The 18319-nt window shown below is 59.1% G+C and carries 19 protein-coding genes and 1 pseudogene; 13 read left to right on the top strand and 7 right to left on the bottom strand.

The features are described from left to right. Nucleotides 1–2: 2 nt before the first annotated feature. From ACMX25_RS33515 to ACMX25_RS33505, 3 genes are all read right to left on the bottom strand, one after another. Complete coding sequence (locus ACMX25_RS33515; RefSeq protein WP_414954193.1) at nt 3–305, bottom strand: DUF4148 domain-containing protein; 303 nt, start codon at nt 303–305, stop codon at nt 3–5. Between the two features lie 120 nt (nt 306–425). Further along, nucleotides 426–848 carry an ACT domain-containing protein gene (locus ACMX25_RS33510; RefSeq protein WP_414954192.1) on the bottom strand — a complete coding sequence of 141 codons (423 nt, stop codon included), beginning with the start codon at nt 846–848 and terminating at the stop codon, nt 426–428. A 79-nt stretch (nt 849–927) separates the two neighbouring features. Then, nucleotides 928–2385 (bottom strand): NCS1 family nucleobase:cation symporter-1, encoded by a 1458-nt coding sequence (locus tag ACMX25_RS33505; RefSeq protein ID WP_414954191.1) that lies wholly within the window; start codon nt 2383–2385, stop codon nt 928–930. Between the two features lie 267 nt (nt 2386–2652). Here ACMX25_RS33505 and ACMX25_RS33500 point away from each other — a divergent pair, with 267 nt between their 5' ends. Together ACMX25_RS33500 and ACMX25_RS33495 are read left to right on the top strand one after the other, a co-directional pair. After that, on the top strand, nt 2653–3495 hold the full coding sequence (locus ACMX25_RS33500) for an EamA family transporter (protein WP_414954190.1): 843 nt from the start codon (nt 2653–2655) through the stop codon (nt 3493–3495). 87 nt (nt 3496–3582) lie between these two features. Beyond that, the gene (locus ACMX25_RS33495) at nt 3583–4476 is read left to right on the top strand and encodes an alpha/beta fold hydrolase (RefSeq protein WP_414954189.1); all 894 of its coding nucleotides are present in this window, start codon (nt 3583–3585) and stop codon (nt 4474–4476) included. Nucleotides 4477–4533: 57 nt separating this feature from the next. Here the strand turns inward: ACMX25_RS33495 and ACMX25_RS33490 are convergent, their stop codons facing one another. Beyond that, nucleotides 4534–4860, bottom strand: a complete 327-nt coding sequence (locus ACMX25_RS33490; protein WP_414954188.1) for a hypothetical protein — start codon at nt 4858–4860, stop codon at nt 4534–4536. Between the two features lie 200 nt (nt 4861–5060). On the opposite strand from ACMX25_RS33490, the gene ACMX25_RS33485 reads away from it, so the two are divergent. Together ACMX25_RS33485 and ACMX25_RS33480 are read left to right on the top strand one after the other, a co-directional pair. Continuing rightward, nucleotides 5061–5489: a MarR family winged helix-turn-helix transcriptional regulator gene (locus tag ACMX25_RS33485; protein ID WP_414954187.1), complete on the top strand. Its 429-nt coding sequence runs from the start codon at nt 5061–5063 to the stop codon at nt 5487–5489. Nucleotides 5490–5746: 257 nt separating this feature from the next. Continuing rightward, a complete protein-coding gene (locus ACMX25_RS33480; protein ID WP_414954186.1) occupies nt 5747–6199 on the top strand; it encodes a ferritin-like domain-containing protein in 453 nt (150 codons plus the stop codon). A gap of 63 nt (nt 6200–6262) precedes the next feature. Here the strand turns inward: ACMX25_RS33480 and ACMX25_RS33475 are convergent. Then, nucleotides 6263–7091, bottom strand: a pseudogene (locus ACMX25_RS33475) (alpha/beta fold hydrolase). A 154-nt stretch (nt 7092–7245) separates the two neighbouring features. Continuing rightward, entirely contained in the window at nt 7246–7473 is a 228-nt protein-coding gene (locus ACMX25_RS33470) for a DUF3563 family protein (protein ID WP_414954185.1), read from the bottom strand. A 593-nt stretch (nt 7474–8066) separates the two neighbouring features. Between ACMX25_RS33470 and ACMX25_RS33465 the strand changes: the two genes are divergently transcribed. The 9 genes from ACMX25_RS33465 to arsN2 all read left to right on the top strand — a co-directional run bounded on the left by ACMX25_RS33465 (nt 8067) and on the right by arsN2 (nt 15401). After that, nucleotides 8067–9020, top strand: coding sequence for a SphA family protein (locus tag ACMX25_RS33465; RefSeq protein WP_414954184.1), 954 nt, complete (start codon nt 8067–8069; stop codon nt 9018–9020). A 123-nt stretch (nt 9021–9143) separates the two neighbouring features. Further along, complete coding sequence (locus ACMX25_RS33460; protein ID WP_414954183.1) at nt 9144–10577, top strand: HdeD family acid-resistance protein; 1434 nt, start codon at nt 9144–9146, stop codon at nt 10575–10577. A gap of 265 nt (nt 10578–10842) precedes the next feature. Next, complete coding sequence (locus ACMX25_RS33455) at nt 10843–11175, top strand: ArsR/SmtB family transcription factor (protein WP_414954182.1); 333 nt, start codon at nt 10843–10845, stop codon at nt 11173–11175. After that, nucleotides 11172–11639 carry an ArsI/CadI family heavy metal resistance metalloenzyme gene (locus ACMX25_RS33450; RefSeq protein ID WP_414954181.1) on the top strand — a complete coding sequence of 156 codons (468 nt, stop codon included), beginning with the start codon at nt 11172–11174 and terminating at the stop codon, nt 11637–11639. The genes ACMX25_RS33455 and ACMX25_RS33450 overlap by 4 nt, the downstream gene beginning before the upstream one ends. After that, nucleotides 11636–12157 carry an arsenate reductase ArsC gene (locus tag ACMX25_RS33445; RefSeq protein ID WP_414954180.1) on the top strand — a complete coding sequence of 174 codons (522 nt, stop codon included), beginning with the start codon at nt 11636–11638 and terminating at the stop codon, nt 12155–12157. The genes ACMX25_RS33450 and ACMX25_RS33445 overlap by 4 nt, the downstream gene beginning before the upstream one ends. Next, entirely contained in the window at nt 12144–13229 is a 1086-nt protein-coding gene (gene arsB, locus ACMX25_RS33440; protein ID WP_414954179.1) for an ACR3 family arsenite efflux transporter, read from the top strand. The genes ACMX25_RS33445 and arsB overlap by 14 nt, the downstream gene beginning before the upstream one ends. After that, nucleotides 13226–13651 (top strand): arsenate reductase (glutaredoxin), encoded by a 426-nt coding sequence (gene arsC / locus ACMX25_RS33435; RefSeq protein WP_414954178.1) that lies wholly within the window; start codon nt 13226–13228, stop codon nt 13649–13651. The genes arsB and arsC overlap by 4 nt, the downstream gene beginning before the upstream one ends. A 15-nt stretch (nt 13652–13666) precedes the next feature. Then, on the top strand, nt 13667–14911 hold the full coding sequence (locus ACMX25_RS33430; protein WP_414954177.1) for an MFS transporter: 1245 nt from the start codon (nt 13667–13669) through the stop codon (nt 14909–14911). Between the two features lie 22 nt (nt 14912–14933). Continuing rightward, nucleotides 14934–15401, top strand: a complete 468-nt coding sequence (arsN2, locus tag ACMX25_RS33425) for an arsenic resistance N-acetyltransferase ArsN2 (protein WP_414954176.1) — start codon at nt 14934–14936, stop codon at nt 15399–15401. Between the two features lie 672 nt (nt 15402–16073). Here the strand turns inward: arsN2 and ACMX25_RS33420 are convergent. Next, the gene (locus tag ACMX25_RS33420) at nt 16074–17693 is read right to left on the bottom strand and encodes an FAD-dependent oxidoreductase (RefSeq protein ID WP_414954175.1); all 1620 of its coding nucleotides are present in this window, start codon (nt 17691–17693) and stop codon (nt 16074–16076) included. Nucleotides 17694–18319: the final 626 nt, after the last annotated feature.

Raw genomic sequence — 18319 nt, 5'->3', positions numbered from 1 at the left:
GCCTAGGTTTGCGGGCACTCGGTCGCGTACCAGATATCGACCTGATGCTGGGCGGCCTCAAGATCGGCCGGATAGTAAGGATCAAAAAACCATCCCGGGTGGTAGCCCGCTTTTTCCAGGGCCGCCAATTCGCTCATGTTGCGCTCATGGGTGACGGGCGCCTTGTTCCTGATGGCAGTCAGGTCGCGGCATTCCATGGCGCTAAGGTGCGTCCCCGTGCCAGCCTGCATGCCCCCGGTGGCGCATGCAGCGAGCAGGACCGCTAACGCGGGGATTATTAGCCAGGCTTTGATTGCGTTCTTCATTTCGAATTTCCCTCCGATGAAGAAGTAACGCTTAGCACGCATGGTTTATTCCCGGGCGTTAACCGGGTGTCGCGTCGAGGGGTTCCGCGGCCGTTTGAGGTTGCGCGAAGGTTTTGAGCGTCAAGCCCTCTGCAAAACGTCCACGGTTTTTTCGGCGTCGTCCAGGGAATCGATCGCGAGATACGCAATGAACTGTGTGCCAAGCACGGCGGCGGACACGCCGCGCAGGTTGATCCCTTCATCGGCCAGAGTCTGGGCCAGTTGCGCGATGATTCCCAACCGGTCCAGACCCATTACGCGGACGGAGTGAAGACTCGATGTGATGCTGAACCCTGCCTGTGTCGCGGCGCGGATTTCTCTCTCGCCCTGCAGCGGCGCGATAAACACAACGCCCTTGCCCGGAGTCTCCGGCGTGCGTCGGGCGACGACAAACTGCACGTCCACGGCAGCATCGCGTAAAGCGCTTAATACTTGCGCGAGTCCACCCGCTTTGTCGTCGATAGTCGCTGCCCAGACATCGATACGTTCTACGTTCAGTTCCATGGCAATCCCTCCCGCCTGATGTCCCGCTCAATAAAATCTACTTCACCGACTGCACGCAAGCAAGGCCGGCGGCGAATCATCAGGCACGTGTCGGTGCGATCGCAGCGCGCGGCCGCAGCGTTGCCATGATCAAATAAACGCCGCCGCCGATCAGCACGCCGAAGAACCAGCCATAGGTATTCCACCAGACCGGCAGCAGGTTGGTGAAGTTGGGCAGGAAGGTCGAAAACACGCTGCCGGCCGCCGCCGAGACCAGCGCGTTGACGTTCCAGCCGCCTTCGTATCGATACTCCCCGTGTTCCTGGTAGAGCGCCGCGACGTTGACGTTGCCCTTGGCCACCAAGTAGTAGTCCACCAGGATGATCCCCAGCAGCGGGCCCATCGTGGCGCCTATGGCGTTGACGAAGTGCGCTGCATTGCCTTCCCACGGCGCGAACGGATAGAGCACCAGCGCGATGGCCGCAGCAATGTACCCGCCTTTCTTGAAGCTGATCTGCTTGGGGAAAACGTTGGAGATGTCGAACGCGGCCGAGACGAAATTGGCCACCACGTTAATCCCCAGCGTGGCGACGGCGAAGGTTAGCGCCGCGATGAGCGCCAGCACCCAGCTGTCGAACTTGGCCGAGATCTGTTCGGGATGCAGCAGCACTTCGCCGTACACCTTGAAGGCCGCAATGGTGGTCACGCCGGCAACCAGCGAGAACGCGATCAGGTTGACTGGCAGGCCCCACAGGTTGCCCTTTTTCACTGCGCTGCGGTTTTTCGCGTAACGCGAGAAGTCGCAGAAGTTCAGGTACAGCGCCGCAAAATAGGTGATCCAGGTGGCGCCCACTGCCATCAACGCCCAGAACGATCCGGGCTCGCCGCTGACGCCGGCGTCCTTGGTTTTATCGAGCAGAACGTCCATTGGAATGCCACTGCTGAACGAGAAGCCACCGGCCTTGACGCACAGGCCGATAGCCAGGAGCAGCATGGCGATCCATACCGCCGGGCCCGCCCAGTCCTGGAATTTGCGCACCGTCTCCATGCCCTTCTGGATGATGAGCAACTGCAGCGCCCAGATCACCACGTAGCAAATCACCTCCAGCCCCGAGTGGCCCAGGAATTGAGTGCCTTTGTGGAACGCCATCATGCTGTCGCTGCGGATGAGCAGCGCGACCATCGCACTCGCCGCCGCTGCCGTCTGCGCGCCATACCAGAAGCAGGCCACCACGGCGCGCACCAGCGCCGCCAGGTTGGCTCCCCATACGCCGAAGGAAGCGCGCGCCAGCACGGGGTAGGGCACACCGGTCTTCTCGCCGGCGAAGCCGATCAGATTCATCAACGCGAAGATCACCAGCGAGCCGATCCCGATCGCGAGCACGAAGTTGATAAAGCTGCCGCACAGGAGGAAGAGGCTGGCGGCGAGGTAGTAACCCCAGAGACTGTGAACGTCCGACGTCCAGACGTTGAAGATGCTGAAGGCACCCCAGTTGCGCTCGCGGGCAGGTGCGAGATCTTCGTTGTAAAGGCCAGGGGACGGGTCGCGGATTTCCATTTGTCATCTCCTTTCAGTTCGTGGAACTGCGGAAACACCGCCAGACGCCCCTACGCAGAAACGCCCCCGCGCACGAAGCTAGCTGGTATGCAAGAACTGTAGATACTTTGCCGCACAGTTTCGAATGGGTTTACCCCTGATCGGGATTTCGCCGGCAAATAACACGGGTAATCGGTTTAGATTATTTAACTCGAAAGGTCAAATTATCTGGTTTGTTAGCGGACGCCAAGATAGATATCCTTGTTCTTTTGCCGCGCCCAAACCTGAATGCTTAGTTATACCGGTGGTTTCGTACTCCTTGCCGCCGTGCTCCACGCGAGCTGGAACGCGCTGCTGCACGGCAACCGCGACCGCTTCCTGTCCATGACGTGGATGAGTATCGCCATCGCGGGAGTTTCCTCGCTCGTCGTCGTGTTCGCGCCGTGGCCGGCCAAGGCGGCGTGGCCGTATATCGTCGCATCGGGGCTTGTGCACATTGTCTATAACGTGAGCCTCGTGCGTTCGTATCGACGCAACGATCTGGCGCAGGCTTATCCGATCGCACGCGGTTCGTCGCCGTTGCTCGTCACACTCGGCGCCGCGCTTTTCGCGCATGAGTCGATCGGCCCGTTGCACGCGTTCGGCATCGTCATGATCTCGGGCGGCATTCTCGCGCTCGCGCTGGAGGGGAGTCATGTGTCGCGCGCGGGCGTGCTGGCCGCCGTGACGACGGGCGTGACGATCGCGCTTTATACGGTGATCGATGGCATCGGCGTGCGGTCGTCTGGCGGGCAGGCGCTCGCCTACACCGCGTGGATGTTCCTGTTCTATTGGCTGATGCCGGTGTTGTTCGTCGCCATGCGCGGTCCCGGGGCGATTTGGAAACCGGTGCGGAAAGCGCCCATGACACTTGGCTCGTCGCTTGCTGGCGGACTGGTATCGATCGCGGCATACGGCATTGTGATCTGGGCGATGCAGTCGGGCGCAATGGGCGCGGTGTCGGCGTTGCGCGAAACCAGCGTGGTGTTCGCCGTGTTGATCGGACGGATGTTCCTGCGTGAACAAGTCAGTGGAAAGCGCTGGATTGCGTGCGTGATTGTGGCGGCGGGCGCGGTTTGTCTGGGCGTTTGATATCGCTTGAAACGCGCAGTGTGTGATTTTTGCGTAATCTAAGCAGACACCCGATTGACTGATCGATCTCACGCGAAGGATGACTTCATGCTTAAGAACATTGCAGCCGGGTTGCTTGACATCGCCTATGAAGAACAAGGCGAATCCAACGGATGGCCGGTCGTCCTGCTACATGGTTTCCCTTACGATATTCATACGTATGACGAAGTAACACCACGCCTCGCGTCCCAAGGCGCGCGTGTTATCACGCCGTATCTTCGCGGCTATGGACCAACGCGTTTCCTTGCGTCGGAAACATTGCGTTCGGGCCAGCAGGCGGCACTTGGAGCAGACCTTTTTGCGCTGCTCGATGCGCTTCGGATTGAGCAGGCCGTGCTGGGCGGATATGACTGGGGTGGCCGGGCCGCGTGCGTTGTGGCGGCGCTGTATCCGTCGCGGGCGCGGGGACTGGTTTCGGTCAACGGGTACAACATCCAGGACATAGCCAACGCCATGCGGCCGGCCAGCCCGGAGAAAGAACATAGACTCTGGTACCAGTATTATTTTCATAGCGAGCGCGGCCGGTCCGGACTGACTGAAGACCGGCGCGCGTTCTGCCGCCTCTTATGGTCGCTATGGTCGCCGACCTGGCGCTTCGACGATGACACCTACACGCGCTCGGCCGCCGCGTTCGACAATCCTGATTTCGTCGATGTCGTCATCCATTCGTATCGACACCGTTTCGGACTGGTCGATGGCGATCCCCAGTTCGACGATATGGAGCGCCGCCTGGCCTCCACGCCGTCAATCATCGTGCCGACGATCACCCTTGAAGGAGACGCCGACGGCGTCTCGCCACTGTCGGCGAGGAACGCAAACTCAAAGCGTTTCACTGGACGCCATGAGAACCGTGTCGTGCCGAATGCGGGTCACAACCTTCCGCAAGAGGCGCCAGCGGCGTTCGCCCAAGCGGTGCTTGATATCGACGACTGGGCAAGTTGATACTTTACGCATGAGGTCAGGCATGCGCAGCGCTTAACTCGACTCGCTTCGATTCGCTTATTGAGCGGCAGGCAAGCCGCCATGAAAGCGCCCGAACGTCCGGGCGGCAAAGATTGCCATCAACAACGCACCGAGACCCGCTGTGCCGGCGTCCGCAGCGGCGCGTATGTCGAAATTTCCAACGCGGTGGATCAGAAGGTAGCCCACTGCGACGTTGAACGCTCCCCACAACACATTAACGGTCGACGATGACAGTCCTTTTCCCGGTGGTGTTGCAAATGGAGTCTGGAAAGACCGGCCCATCATTCCGCTTACTAAGTGTGGAATTGCGTTGGAGAAAAAAGCTCCGCCCAGGAAGTAGGAAAGGTACTGATGCCACTGCATTTGATGGTTCTCCAATCGTCTAACAATGTTTGTTGAGACCGCTTTAGGTTGCGACGCGGGCGGTCAATGGGGTGAAGAATCGCACTAATCAGCTAATCTTGCAAGTTAGACTTGCAAGATTAGCTTCCAACATTAACTTGCAAGTTTGGCTGATGACATTCATCCTTACGACACATTCAACTGACCGCATTTTTCAAAACATGTCGACTAAGACTTTCGAACAAAACATCATCGATTTGATGCAAGCCGTAGGGCTGCTCGTCAGGCGTTCCCGCAACGCGCCCCATGCGGCCGATCTCTCGATGGCGGAGTCCGTTGTCATGTCGCGGCTGGATAATGACGGTCCCGCCACCACCGCGGCACTCGCTCGCGCCGAAGGCATGAAGCCACAGTCGATGGGCACGACCATCGCCTCGCTTGAGGAAATGGGCATTGTGAAGCGCACGCCGCATGCGACTGACGGACGGCAGATGCTGATCGAACTGACCGCGAAGGGTGTCCGGTTGCGGAAAAAGAATCGCGAGGCGAAGCAGATGTGGTTGTCGAAGGTGATCGGGGAACTCGATGCAGACGAGCGCGACACGTTGTTCAAAGCTGCCGGGATCATCAAGAGACTGGCCGAGAAATAAAAGAATTCAGCCGCCGGTATTTCTTGGGCATTAAACCGCGGTAACAGTGCCGATGTCGATCAGCCAGAACGCGCCGGCGGCACAAAGTGGCGCTGCGAAGCCCGGTACTTGGATTGCATCGTGCAGTAAGAAGAGTAAGCGGCGAACCCCGCTCCCGCCCCATTTTTCGGCCTTTAATGCCTGCGCCTTTTGCGAGATGATTAAGCTGCATCCCCCGTGGACCGCGTCTGGCGTAGTGACATAAAAGGAGCTACCAAATGGCAGAGATAGACAAGGAAGAGGTTGTCGCGGTGCTTAACCGGATTCTTGAATCCGAGTTGGCTGGCGTCGTTCGATACACGCACTATTCGTTTCTTGTTTTCGGTTTCGGACGCATTCCGATCAGAGCCTGGCTGCGCGAGCAGGCTGATGAATCGCTGTTGCATGCACAGCAGGTCGGAGAATGGATCACCACGCTGGGCGCGTATCCGTCGCTTGAGATCGGTCAACTCCTTGACTCGCACACATTCGATATCTCTTCGATCCTCCGCGAGTCGCTGCAAGCGGAGAAGCTCGCGTTGGACCTTTATCGCGAACTGCTCGCGCGGGTCGAGGACCGCTCCGTTGCACTCGAGGAGTTCGCCCGTCAGATGATCCAGGTTGAAGAGATGCACGCGGGCGAAGTCGACAAGATGTTACGTCGTCCAGGAGAAATGACGACGTCTCATTGACCATGGCTGTATTGGTGAGGAGCTTGCCATTGCGAGTCGATCGTCGTTGTCCTGTGGATCGCTTCAGGCCGCCGCATCCGCTTCGGCGATATGCCGCACGATGATTGCATTCACGTTATCAGCGTGCGTGAGCGGTCCCATGTGTCCCGCACCTCAACGATCGTAAGGCGTGCCGTTGGCAGTAGCATCGGCAACCGCTCAGCAATCGCGCGCGTCGGGACGGGCGCGTGCTGGCCGCGCATGATCAGCGCCGGGACACGCAGGCCCGTGTAGGCGCTTGCAGGCATGCGTTCGTCGAGCAGCGCGCGCAAGTCCAGCGGCGCTTTCGGCGCCCAGCGCGTGAGCGCAGCCTGCACCGAGGGCCGCAGCGCTTCCCATGCGCCCCGTCCGCCCCAGTAATCGACGAACGAAGCTGCCGCGCCTCGATAGTCGCCGCAGCTCACGCCGTCGGCGGTGCGCTTCGAGATATCGATGATCTCCGCGAGCGCGTGCGCGCCGTGCGTGCCCATCGTCTTCAAGAGATGAAACGCCGAGGGCTCGTAAAGTGTCAGGCTTGCGATCCGCTCCGGCCGTTCGACGGCCGCGCGCCACGCCACGCCACCGCCACGCCACCGCCATACGAGTGCCCGACGAGATGCACCTTGCCGCGCGAGGCGTCAATAATGCCTATCGTCTTCGCGGCCTCGTCGGCAAGCGTGAACGCGCGCTCTCCGCTCCACGGGCCGGTGCTATCACAGCCGTAGTGCTCGGGCGCGACGAACGCGTGGCGCGAACCCAGCGTCTCGCCGAGCTTGCGCCATTGCGCCGCTCCTGCGCCGGAGCAATGCAATGCGATCACTGACGTTGCAGATGTAAAGGATTGCGAATCAATAGGGTTATTTAGCTGATTCATGTTGTTCACGGAATTCAGCAGGTAAGTGGTCAAATGCCGGACCGGGTTAAGTTTTCACTATCGGCGCGGCGCGGGCAGTTGGCTATGATCGGGACGCCAGTAAACTTGCCCCGGAGTCCGAACTGATCGATGGACGGTGCGTTGGTTTGTTACCTCAGCGATCGATTTCCATCGAATGCATGCGGCGTTCGAGTTCGCCCATGTCGGCCGCTGACGCGAGGTACGCGTCACGACGACTGTGTTCAGCACGGTCAAGCGCTTTTCTTAAGAGTGGCCACAGATAAATAAGCAAAATCAACACAACGTCCTCCGGATCGGAGATCTGGTCAATAACGTATCGGCACGATGGGGCGCGCCACGCGAGTTCCAGGCGTGCATCCATGCGGGACATCCAGGTTTGATGGACAAGCGGTCGTGCTACGGCTGGACGCCCGGTAGAGCAGAGTCCATGCCATATTGCAGAAAGCGTTATCGGGCGGGCGTTTCAGCTATTTATCGGAGGCCGTTGATGGAGCGAAGTGTTGTTACGCGGGCAACGATTATTCGAGTGGAAGCTGGACCGCGACAAACACGTGTTCTGTACGTGCCGCGCGCTATCGAGCGCTGTCTCTTTAGGAAAAGGAGGGTGTTTGCCAACGCCGTCATCGGACGGTTCCGCCGATATATACGGTCACGAATGACCGCGTCCCGGTAATTTTTGAGCGCCTGCATTCAAGCTTATTTAGTAAAGCAGCGGTGAAAAATAAGTCTTGAATTAGTGCCCTGTTGGCGTTATTGGTGCTGATTGGAGAAACGTGTATTTGTGATGTACATAAAGAATGATTAGTGGTCGAGGCACTGGTTTCATCACGTGAAGTGACAAAGCTACTCCTGTAGAGACGATGGAGTTCGCGCCCGCGAAGGGAAGGCGTCGTCCTTAAGCGCGCGCTGCCTCCCGGGGGTGTTGAACTCCGTAACCCGTTCATGGTGCCCGGCATGCTCAAGCGAATCGTTACCGCTTCCACTTTTGTGTTGTCGCTGGGATTGCCATTCGCCGCGCACGGCACTGAAGGTGCATTAGGCCGCCCTATCTCCGGCACGGGCATAACGCCCGACGCGGGGATCGTGCCGCCAGAACCAGGATGGTTTGCGAATCTGGCTGAGATTTATTTCGATGGCTCGATCAGTTCAGGGCGTTCCGTACCTATTGGCGGAAAGACGACATTCGGCCTCGAGGGTCAAGTCTCTTTTACGCTGGCAACCTTGCTGAAGGTGTGGGATACCGGTACCGGACCGTGGAACTTCGCGTCGAGCTTCACGCTCCCGTATGCGTGGACAAGCGCGAACGCGGCACTTGGAATCGGCAACCGCGCAGGCAATGTCAAGCAGGACGCATCCGGCCTGTTCGACCTGACCTTTGCACCGCTGATCGTCGGTTACCATTTTTCGAAGACCGATCATATTTCCTTTAGCGTCAACATCTGGGCGCCTACTGGAAAGTACGATCCGGGCAGCATCGCGAACGTCAGCCTGAACAACTGGACGTTTATTCCCACGGTGTCCTACACGAAGCTGGTACCTTCAATTGGCATGGAATTCGACGTTACCGCCGGCGTTCAGTTTTACACCCGCAATTCCGCGACCGACTATCAGAACGCACCGTTGTTCACGCTGGACATGTTGGCCCTGAAGCGCTTTGCGAATGGCTTGGGTGCGGGTTTGGTCGTTGCCACCGTCCAGCAGATCGGCAACGATAGCGGCCCGACTGCAGACAAGCTAAACGGCTTTCGGGGCTTCGACTGGTCCGTCGGCCCGATCGTGACGTACGACACCAAGATCCACGGCAAAAACCCGCTTAGCCTGACATTGCGGTGGGTTCCCACGGTGACCAGCAAGAACCGGCTTTCGAGCACGGCGACCGTGATGGCAACCGCGACCATCGGCTTCTAAAGCCTTCCCATTTTCCGCAAAATCATCTTCTTGACGCTTGCCGTCGTGCAACGCCGCGCCTGGACCCGCGTTACTATGTTGTGACTTTCCGCCGCTCGGTGCTACAGCCCTTGGAGGTCCTTCATGGTTCGACTGGTCATGATCCTTCTCGGCGTCGACTATCTGCGCACGCGCTGGAAGGCGCTGATGGCGGCGGGATGGCTCAGTGTCGCGCTGGGCGTTGAAGTGTTCATCGACATGATGGACGGGTCGCTTTACTTTCCACTCAAGCCCTTCGCTTTCCTGCTGCTGCTGGAAGGGCTCTCGACGCTGGCCGTCGCGTGGACCGGCATGGGCGGCCAGCGCAAGTTGCGCTACGTGAAAGGCGCGGCGTTCACGCTGGCGGCCGCATTGATCCTGATCGGCACGCTGCACGCCAACTTTATCCTCGCGATGATCTTCGGCACGCTCTTCTTCGCCGACGGAATTCTGCAGATCATTTCCGCGAGAATAGTGCGATTCCGGCGCTGGCGTCTTGCCATTGCGGGCGGCGTGTTCGAGATGGTGGTGGCGTTCATCTTCTACTTGCCCTATCCCGTGCAGTACGCGGGAACGATCCCTTACTGCGTGTCGCTCGGCCTGTTGTTCAGCGGCTGGAACATGATCCTGCTCGCCATGCGCGTGCGCCGGATGGAGCACAATCCCGCGGTGGCGGATTCCGTGCCGATGCCTGCCGCTGAGACTGAAACGGGCGGGGTCAGTTCGAGCGGTTCGAGCGGTTCTAGTATTACGGAATGGGACGGTCCGCCATCGGATGACGAACGCGCGCTCACCATTCACATCTGGACACCCGCTGCGACTGCCAAGGCCGAGGCGCAGCCACGTGTGATCGTGAATCGATATATTGCGGCCGTCGACCGGAACGGCGCGATATCCACTGGGCACGCGGCACTGGAGTCGCCCGAGGGCATCTATATCAGCTTGTATCCGGGCACGGATATCGATCGTTCACCTGAGGAATTCGCACGCATCCTTCGCGCGACGCGGGAGAACGACATTCCGGGGGTGTTCCAGCCCGACTATCGGACCGAAGCGAAAGCGTGGTGCGAGTCGACGGTGAAGGTGCGTATCCGCAACTATGATCCGCAACGCTTGCAACGGTTTTGGGAGGCATATCGGCAGGACACGACTTATAACCTGACGTATCGCAATTGTTCGAGCACCGTGGCGCGTGCGCTTGAAGCGGCGATTGAAGGTGCGTCGGCGAGGGTGTGGGCGAAGTCGGGCGGCTGGAAACCGCTGATGCGGGTGATGTCGACGCCTGAATTGTGGGTCGCCGCGCAAGTGCGAAAACGCGCGGCAACGATGGCATGGACACCCGGCCTGACCCTCGACTACGCTCGCGCGCTGAGTATGCTCGCCGATCCGAGGCCGCTCGGCTGGGTCAAGATGGCGCGGCTCGCGCTCAAGACGATGGTTCGCTCGCGTCGGCGATGGCAGGCCGAGGAGGCTGAGCAGGCGAATGTGTCGGATATGGGTGAGACGCCGGGGCAGGGTGGTGCTCGTACGGAAGCTTGATGGAATGGTTTTGGGTGGTGGTGCGTGGGGCCGATGGCGTTGGTATTGCGATCGACCGGCGTTGATCTGCGCTCGGGCCGGCCGTGCCGTCCGCTCTCGACCCCGAAAGTGACGTACGCTCAGTCCGACCGAGCGGCCGGTATTCGCGTGACTACAGTCGCTCAAATAATCTGATCTCCCGTCTCATCGCTCTGCACAGGCCCACGCAACGACATAATTTCGACAATACTTGAAATGTCGAATTGAATGCTCTATCGTTCCGTCCATGGACTCCAATCTCGTTGTACGCGCCCTGAGCGCGCTCGCCCATGAATCGCGTCTCGCGATTTTCCGCATGCTGGTCGTCGCCGGGCCGGACGGCATGGCTGCTGGTGAAATCGCGAAGCAACTCGGCCTATCCCCTTCAAGCCTGTCATTTCACCTCAAGGATCTGTCACATGCAGACCTGGTGAAGCCTCGTCAAGAAAGCCGCTTCATCATCTACACCGCTAATTTTGACGCGATGACGGGCCTGGTCGGCTTCCTGACGGAGAACTGCTGCGCGGGCGCGACCTGTGCCGCGAGCGATCTTCCCAACTGCTGCGGAGATACACCATGAAGCGCATGCACATCCATGTCGCGGTCGAAGACCTCAACGACAGCATTCGGTTCTACAGCGCCATGTTCGGCAACAAGCAACCCACGGTTCTCACGAGCGATTACTGCAAATGGGAACTGACCGATCCGGCCGTCAATTTCGCGGTTTCGCAGCGCGGCGCGAAACCGGGCGTCGATCACATCGGCATCCAGGTTGAAACCGACGCGGAGTTGGAAGAGATGAATGCACGCTTCACTGCGGCGAAGCTACCGGTACAGGAACAGACGGAGACAACCTGCTGTTTCGCCAAGTCGGACAAGGCGTGGACGGTCGACCCGCAGGGCGTCGCTTGGGAGACGTTCAGAACCCTCGAAGCCGCACCGGTCTACGGTGAGTCTCGCGATCGAACACAAGCACAAGCCCAATCAACGGCCGCATGCTGCTCGCCTTCTGAATCCATCGTGACCATCCGGAGCCGCTCGTGAGCGATAAACCTTACTCGATTCTGATTCTCTGCACTGGCAATAGCTCGCGCAGCATCATGGCCGAGGCACTGTTCAACGTCTTGGGCAAAGGGAAGTTCCGGGCGCACAGCGCTGGTAGCCAGCCCTCTGGTGCGGTCAATCCGTTTGCCATTGAACGATGTGAAGCGCTTGGCTACGACACTTCGGAGCTGCGCAGCAAGAGTTGGGATGAGTTCGCAACGCCTGATGCTCCCCACATGGATTTTGTGATCACGGTCTGCGATCAAGCGGCGGGCGAAGTCTGCCCGATTTGGCCGGGCAAACCGATGACGGCGCATTGGGGCTTTGAAGATCCAGCCGCGTTCGAGGGCAGCGATGAAGACAAGCGCAAGGTGTTCACCAAGGTATATCGACAAATCATGAGCCGGGTGAGCCAGTTCGTGAACCTACCCCTCCATGTGCTTGATAGCAACGCGATTCAGCGCGAAATGCGCGCCATCGGTGAAAGACCTGCAGAGGAATCAAATGAGCAGCACTGATACGGCGGTCGTCGGCGCACGGCCGGCGATCGGATTTTTCGAGCGCTACCTGACAGTCTGGGTCGCCCTTTGCATCGTGGGCGGCATCCTGCTCGGGCAGGTGCTTCCCCAGCTCTTTCAGGCAATCGGCCGCATGGAGGTGGCACAGGTTAATCTTCCGGTCGGTGTTCTCATCTGGGTGATGATCATCCCGATGCTTGTCAAGATTGACTTTGCCGCGATGACTCAGGTCAAGAGTCATTGGCTTGGTATTGGCGTCACGCTATTTGTGAACTGGCTCGTCAAACCGTTCTCGATGGCGTTGCTCGGCTGGATCTTCATCCGTCATGTGTTCGCGCCGTGGCTTCCCGCCGATCAGCTCGACAGCTACATCGCCGGTTTGATCCTGCTGGCCGCAGCCCCTTGCACAGCAATGGTGTTCGTCTGGTCGCAACTTTGCAAGGGCGATCCGTATTTCACGTTATCGCAGGTAGCGCTGAACGACTCCATCATGATCGTGGCTTTCGCGCCGCTCGTCGCTTTGTTGCTCGGTTTGTCGGCCATTACGGTGCCGTGGGATACGCTGATTATTTCGGTCGGTCTCTACATCATCATCCCGGTCATCCTTGCTCAACTGCTGCGCCGGATGCTGATGACGAAGGGTGAGGCGCATTTTCGGAAGACCGTTGCACACCTCGGCCCCTATTCGATCTGCGCGCTGCTCACGACGTTGGTGCTGCTCTTCGCCTTCCAAGGGCAGGCGATCATCAAGGAGCCACTCGTTATTGCGATGCTCGCAGTGCCGATCCTCATTCAGGTGTTTTTCAATTCCGGCCTCGCCTACTTGTTGAATCGGCGCCTCCGTGTCGCGCATTGCGTCGCGGGACCGTCCAGTCTGATTGGCGCGAGCAATTTCTTCGAGCTGGCGGTGGCCACGGCAATCAGCTTGTTCGGCTTTCACTCCGGTGCGGCGCTGGCCACCGTGGTCGGCGTGCTGATCGAGGTGCCGGTGATGCTGCTGGTTGTCGGTGTCGTCAATCGATCGCAGCATTGGTATGAAGCAAAACACAGCATCAAAGGACAACGGGTATGAGCGTCGCGATCTTTCACAATCCGGATTGCGGCACGTCGCGCAACACGCTGGCTATGATCCGCAATGGCGGCATCGAGCCAGTCATCATCGAATATCTGAAAACTCCGCCGAGCCGGGACGTTCTCAAAAATCTCATCGCACGCGCTGGCCTGACGGTGCGCGCCGTGTTGCGTGAAAAGGGGACGCCTTACGCCGATCTAGGTCTAGGCGATCCATCACTAGGCGATGAGCAATTGCTCGACGCGATGCGGGAGCATCCGATCCTCATCAATCGCCCGCTTATCGTCACACCGCTTGGCGTACGCCTGTGCAGGCCCTCTGAAGTCGTTCTCGACATCCTGCCCGCAGCGCAAAAAGGTGCTTTTGCCAAAGAGGACGGCGAAAAGGTCATCGATAGCGAAGGACGCAGGGTCCGCGAATGACACAGGATCGTTCCGATGACAGCAAAACGAAGTGACGGCGCTCGCGGCGCTATCGCGACATGGGCGCTCGCAGCCGCGCAACTCGTGTCATGGGGTTCGATCTATTACGCGTTCTCCCTGTTTGTCGTGCCGATGGAAAGTGCGCTGGGCTGGAGCCGGACCGCCACAAACGCAGCGCTCTCGATCGGTCTGCTGATCTCGGGACTCGCGGCCTATCCCATCGGAACTTGGATCGATCACGGTCACGGCCGGCGCGTCATGGTCTGCGGGTCTATCCTCGCTGCAGCGATGTTGGCGCTATGGTCGCAGGCTCATAGCCTCGCGATACTGTTCGTCGTCTGGGCCGGTCTCGGCGTTGCGATGGCTGCCACGCTCTACGATCCGGTCTTCGCGGTGGTCACACGCGATTTCCCTGAGAGCTTTCGCACCAGGATCACGCTGATCACTTTGGTAGCCGGTTTTGCCAGTACGGTTTTCATCCCGCTAACCCAAGGTCTCATCGAATGGTGCGGTTGGCGGGGCGCATTGCTCGTGCTGGCCGCGTTCAATCTGGCGATCTGCTTGCCGCTGCACATTTTCGCCATCGGCCGAGATGCACCCCGCGATGACGAATTAAATTACAGGGCGACGCAGAAAGCTGTCAATGCGACGGCTACACAGCGCGCACTTCGCACGCCAACATTTTGGGCGCTCGCGGTGTGCTTCACAGCCTACTACGCGACATTCGCCGCGCTCACGTTCCATCTCGTACCACTGATGGCGGAGCGGCACGTATCGCCGGCACTGATCCTGACGACGATGGCTGTTATCGGCCCGGCACAGGTTCTGGCGCGCGTGCTGTGGTTTACGATAGGCCGCAACCTACGGCCGTCGATCGTGGGTATCGTGATTACAACCGCCTTCCCGGCTTCGGTCATCGTTCTGATGTGCGCCGGGACGTCGCCGGCGTTGCTTATCCTGTTTGCGATCGTCTACGGCGGCGCCAACGGCATGATGACGATCCTGCGCGGGACGATCGTGCAGGATCTGATGTGGACAGACGGCTATGGGGCCGTGAGCGGACTGCTCTCGATGCCCTCGAATATTGCCAAGGGCATTGCGCCGATTTCTGCCGCTGCGATCTGGACGGTCGGTGGAAACTATCTCCCGGTCGTTTGGACCGTGTTGCTGGTGTCGCTGGCTTCAGCGGTTGCGTTCATCCTGGCGACACGTCTCGCCTCCGATAAAAAGCTCGGCGGCCGCCAAGTCAATTTCGAGTGAGCATGCTGCTATGCAGATACGAATGGCCGATGAGGCAGATCTGTGCGAGATCCAAAGCCTTTTACGCGCGAATGACTTGCCTGTAGAAGATATTTCGAAAACGCTCATCAAAGGATTTCTAGTTGCGGAAGGTGCGAGCGCATCAGTTATCGGCGTTGGCGGACTTGAACAGCTCGGCGCTAGCGTGCTGTTGAGATCACTTGCTGTAGCACCGGACGCGCGCGGAATAGGAACCGCACGTGCACTGGTGGCACGCCTCGAAGACAACGCACGCTCCTGCGGGCGACAGGATGTTTGGCTACTGACAACGACGGCGGAGCGATTTTTCGAGCGGGCCGGTTACGAGCGGGTGAGCCGCGAAGACGTCCCGGCCGAAGTGCAGTTATGCAGACAATTCGTGGCGCTGTGTCCGTCGACGGCGTCCTGCATGCGAAAGCGGCTGCGCACCACATCTTCCGTACCCGTCGCCGAGCGGCCGGTATCGAACTGATTTCCGACGCTCGACGCCAGTTCGTCACCGACTCTTGTTGGCCGATTTGCGCCCGCGAACAAGATCGCCGATGTCCAATTACCCGCGTCTTGGTTATGCGGATGGATTTAGGTCTTGCCACATGGCAGGCCGAACACAAGCCGAACACCAGTGCTCCGCCTGCTATCAGTTGCCATGAGGGCATCGCCACTTGGGGGGGCAGCGCAGCCGCGAGTATTCAAATACCGAGAAGCCGAACGAGAATAGAAGGGTATAAGCGATCCACGTCGTTTTGAACCCCAAAAAATACAGTGGCGGCACTTTAAGGCCTAACCATCGGATTTCCAACCGATCGGCATAGCGCCGTCGCTTAACAAGCCTTTTGCTGCAAGCATGCTCATCGCTAATGAAAGCTTTTTATCAAATAAGGATGCCATCTTTCCCCCAGTAAGCTTCCTTCCGTCGCGGCAATTACAGCACGGCAAAGGCGTCACACTTGTCGCTCAATATTGTCACCGATTCAAGGCATCGCGTCGAATGTCTCCAGTTCGCCGGTTTTCGCCTGACAGCTGTTGAGGCGCACCGTTGGCGCCGGTCCGCTGCGGACCACGACGCGGCTCGTCTTGTTCAACGCATCAACTGCCTTGCATCATCAAGCGCTGTCCAATGTACAGCCGCATCTACTCACTAACGTCATGATTGCGACCGTACCGGAGTGAAGCCGTCGGGACTCCAGTCCTCGCTGCCTACTCCATGGTGGACGAACAAGAAACCGCCCGGATCGTAACGATCCTTAATCGCCTTCAGCCGAGCATAGTTGGCCCCCCAGAACGCTTCGCGCCAATCGCTACGGAAGAAATCGCTTTCCGAAATATAAGAGCCGCTTTGCGGCGACAACGCTTTGAGCACGGCAGCGGCTTTGGCAACACTCTTGGCGTCGCGGCGCGCCTCGGCCAAGTCAGGCCGAGCGATTGGAAGTCCCGGAAACGGGGGCGCCCCACCCGTACAAATTATCGCTAGGGCAAAGGCGTCCGCTACTTTCGGATTCATGGCGCAGTGACGAGCCTGCTCGTTCACTCCCGGTGGTGCACCCGCAATTCCTTTGTTGACATGCAGCTCCACGGGCTGCAACTGAGCAGCCGCAACGAGGGCGTCAACGAGCCGACCGCGTTGGCCCGATTCTAGAAGGGCCGCCGGCAACCATTGCGACTCGTAGCCGTGAACAAAGAGCGAAGCCTGATCCCCATCGCCTCGCCACCAACCACGGTTATGCACGGCTTCAGCCCGTGGGTCTCGCACAAGTCCCGGGTTGGCCTCAATGTCCCACCAACGGCGCGCCGGGCCGGCACCAACGCGAGGTTTCTCCGTTAAGGTGAAATCCACCGGTAAGGCGCGCACCGCATCGATGAAAGGTGACCAGGCTGTTTTTGCTTGAGCGTCGTTGAGGCCCTGACACACCATTGCCACGTGGATTTCGGCGTCGTGAAAGATTAGCTGCTCGCCCCAATGGGGGTTGAAAAGATTTTCGGCAAAGTGATTAACCAACAGTTCGACAAGCCGACGGTAAGCCTCGCGTGATGACGCTTTAACCCTGAACTCAGCCCAGCCAAAATTCTCGGGCAAATCATGGGTCTGTAATGTGATCCGGGTCACCACTCCAAAACTGCCACCCCCTCCGCCTTTCAGCGCCCAAAAGAGATCGGGCTCTCGCGCTGCGTTGACCGTGCGGATAACGCCGTCAGCCGTGACGACCTCGGCTTGAAGAAGGCTTGTAGCCGCCAATCCGAAGCGCTTCGAGAAAGACCCGAATCCGCCGCCTAAGACGAGGCCCGCAACGCCAACGCTGGTGCAGCCGCCGCCCTGAACGTACCGTCCGGCCTGAGTGGTAACGGCAGCGTACACGTCGATCCACATGCAGCCTGCTTCCACGGTCACAGCCGGAGTAGGCGGCGTAGAGCAGTCACGTGGAACGAAAGCATCGTGTAGATCGATGCGGTTCATCGCGCGGGTCCAGATCAGAAGAGAATCTGGCGAGTTTGAACCACCAAGATAACTGTGGCCGCCGCCTTTCACCACCATGCGCAAATTGTGTTGGCGGACGAAATTGACGCCCGCAACCACATCTGCGTTAGAACGGGCCGCCACCGCGTACGTGCTCGCGCTGGGCGTCCATGCGTCAAGCCAGCCCGAGACTTGAGTGCCGCCGGGATCGTCGCCGAGCGCGATCGGATTTTGCGCTTCCTTGAGGCTATCGAGGCAATCTTGAGCGCCGGACGCTTCTGCACAGGCCTTCCAAACCGTCTTTGGTTGCAACAAATTTCCGCCAACCTCCCGGCACAACTCGTCCCAGTCCCTCTCGTTCGGCCAAGTGGGATCGCTGGGCCGAACGCGACCCGCTCTATCCGCAGCAGGAAGCGCGTCGGCGAAGGTCGAAGCGGCTGTGAGAAATGGCAGTGTGGCAATCCCCTTCAGGACGCGTCGTCTCTGCATAACTCTCCTATACCCGCCAATGAAAAGGGTGGCCGCGTCGATACGTTCTCCGTAAATTGAAAATCATCTAGCGGACCTCCTGCCGCCGCCCTGACGGGCGTGTTAGCGGCGGTGCAAAACCGCCATTAAACGGCGGCGAGAATGCGCTTTTATGGGTGCGACCTCGGTCGCACCCAATACAAGTTTTCTGTCCCTTCGCGGCGTCAAGGATTCGCTGCGCCAAGCTGCGCTTGCCCTTGACCCCGCTACGAGACATTTTGCTCAAGCGTTGCTCAAATTCGTTCCCGGAAAACACACGCCGCCGTTTAGTGGCGGATTTCGACCACCGTTCACAGGGCGACGGGGTTAAAGTGAGTTTGCCAAACCGCTTTAACCGGAAGGAGGCAATCATGAACTATAGCGGCATTGACCTGCATTCGAACAACAGCGTGGTGAGCGTGATCGACGAA

Source organism: Caballeronia eucalypticola (assembly GCF_047608185.1).
Lineage (GTDB): Bacteria > Pseudomonadota > Gammaproteobacteria > Burkholderiales > Burkholderiaceae > Caballeronia.
The sequence above is the reverse complement of the archived record's forward strand: the minus strand, read 5'-3'. Positions and strand labels throughout refer to the sequence as shown.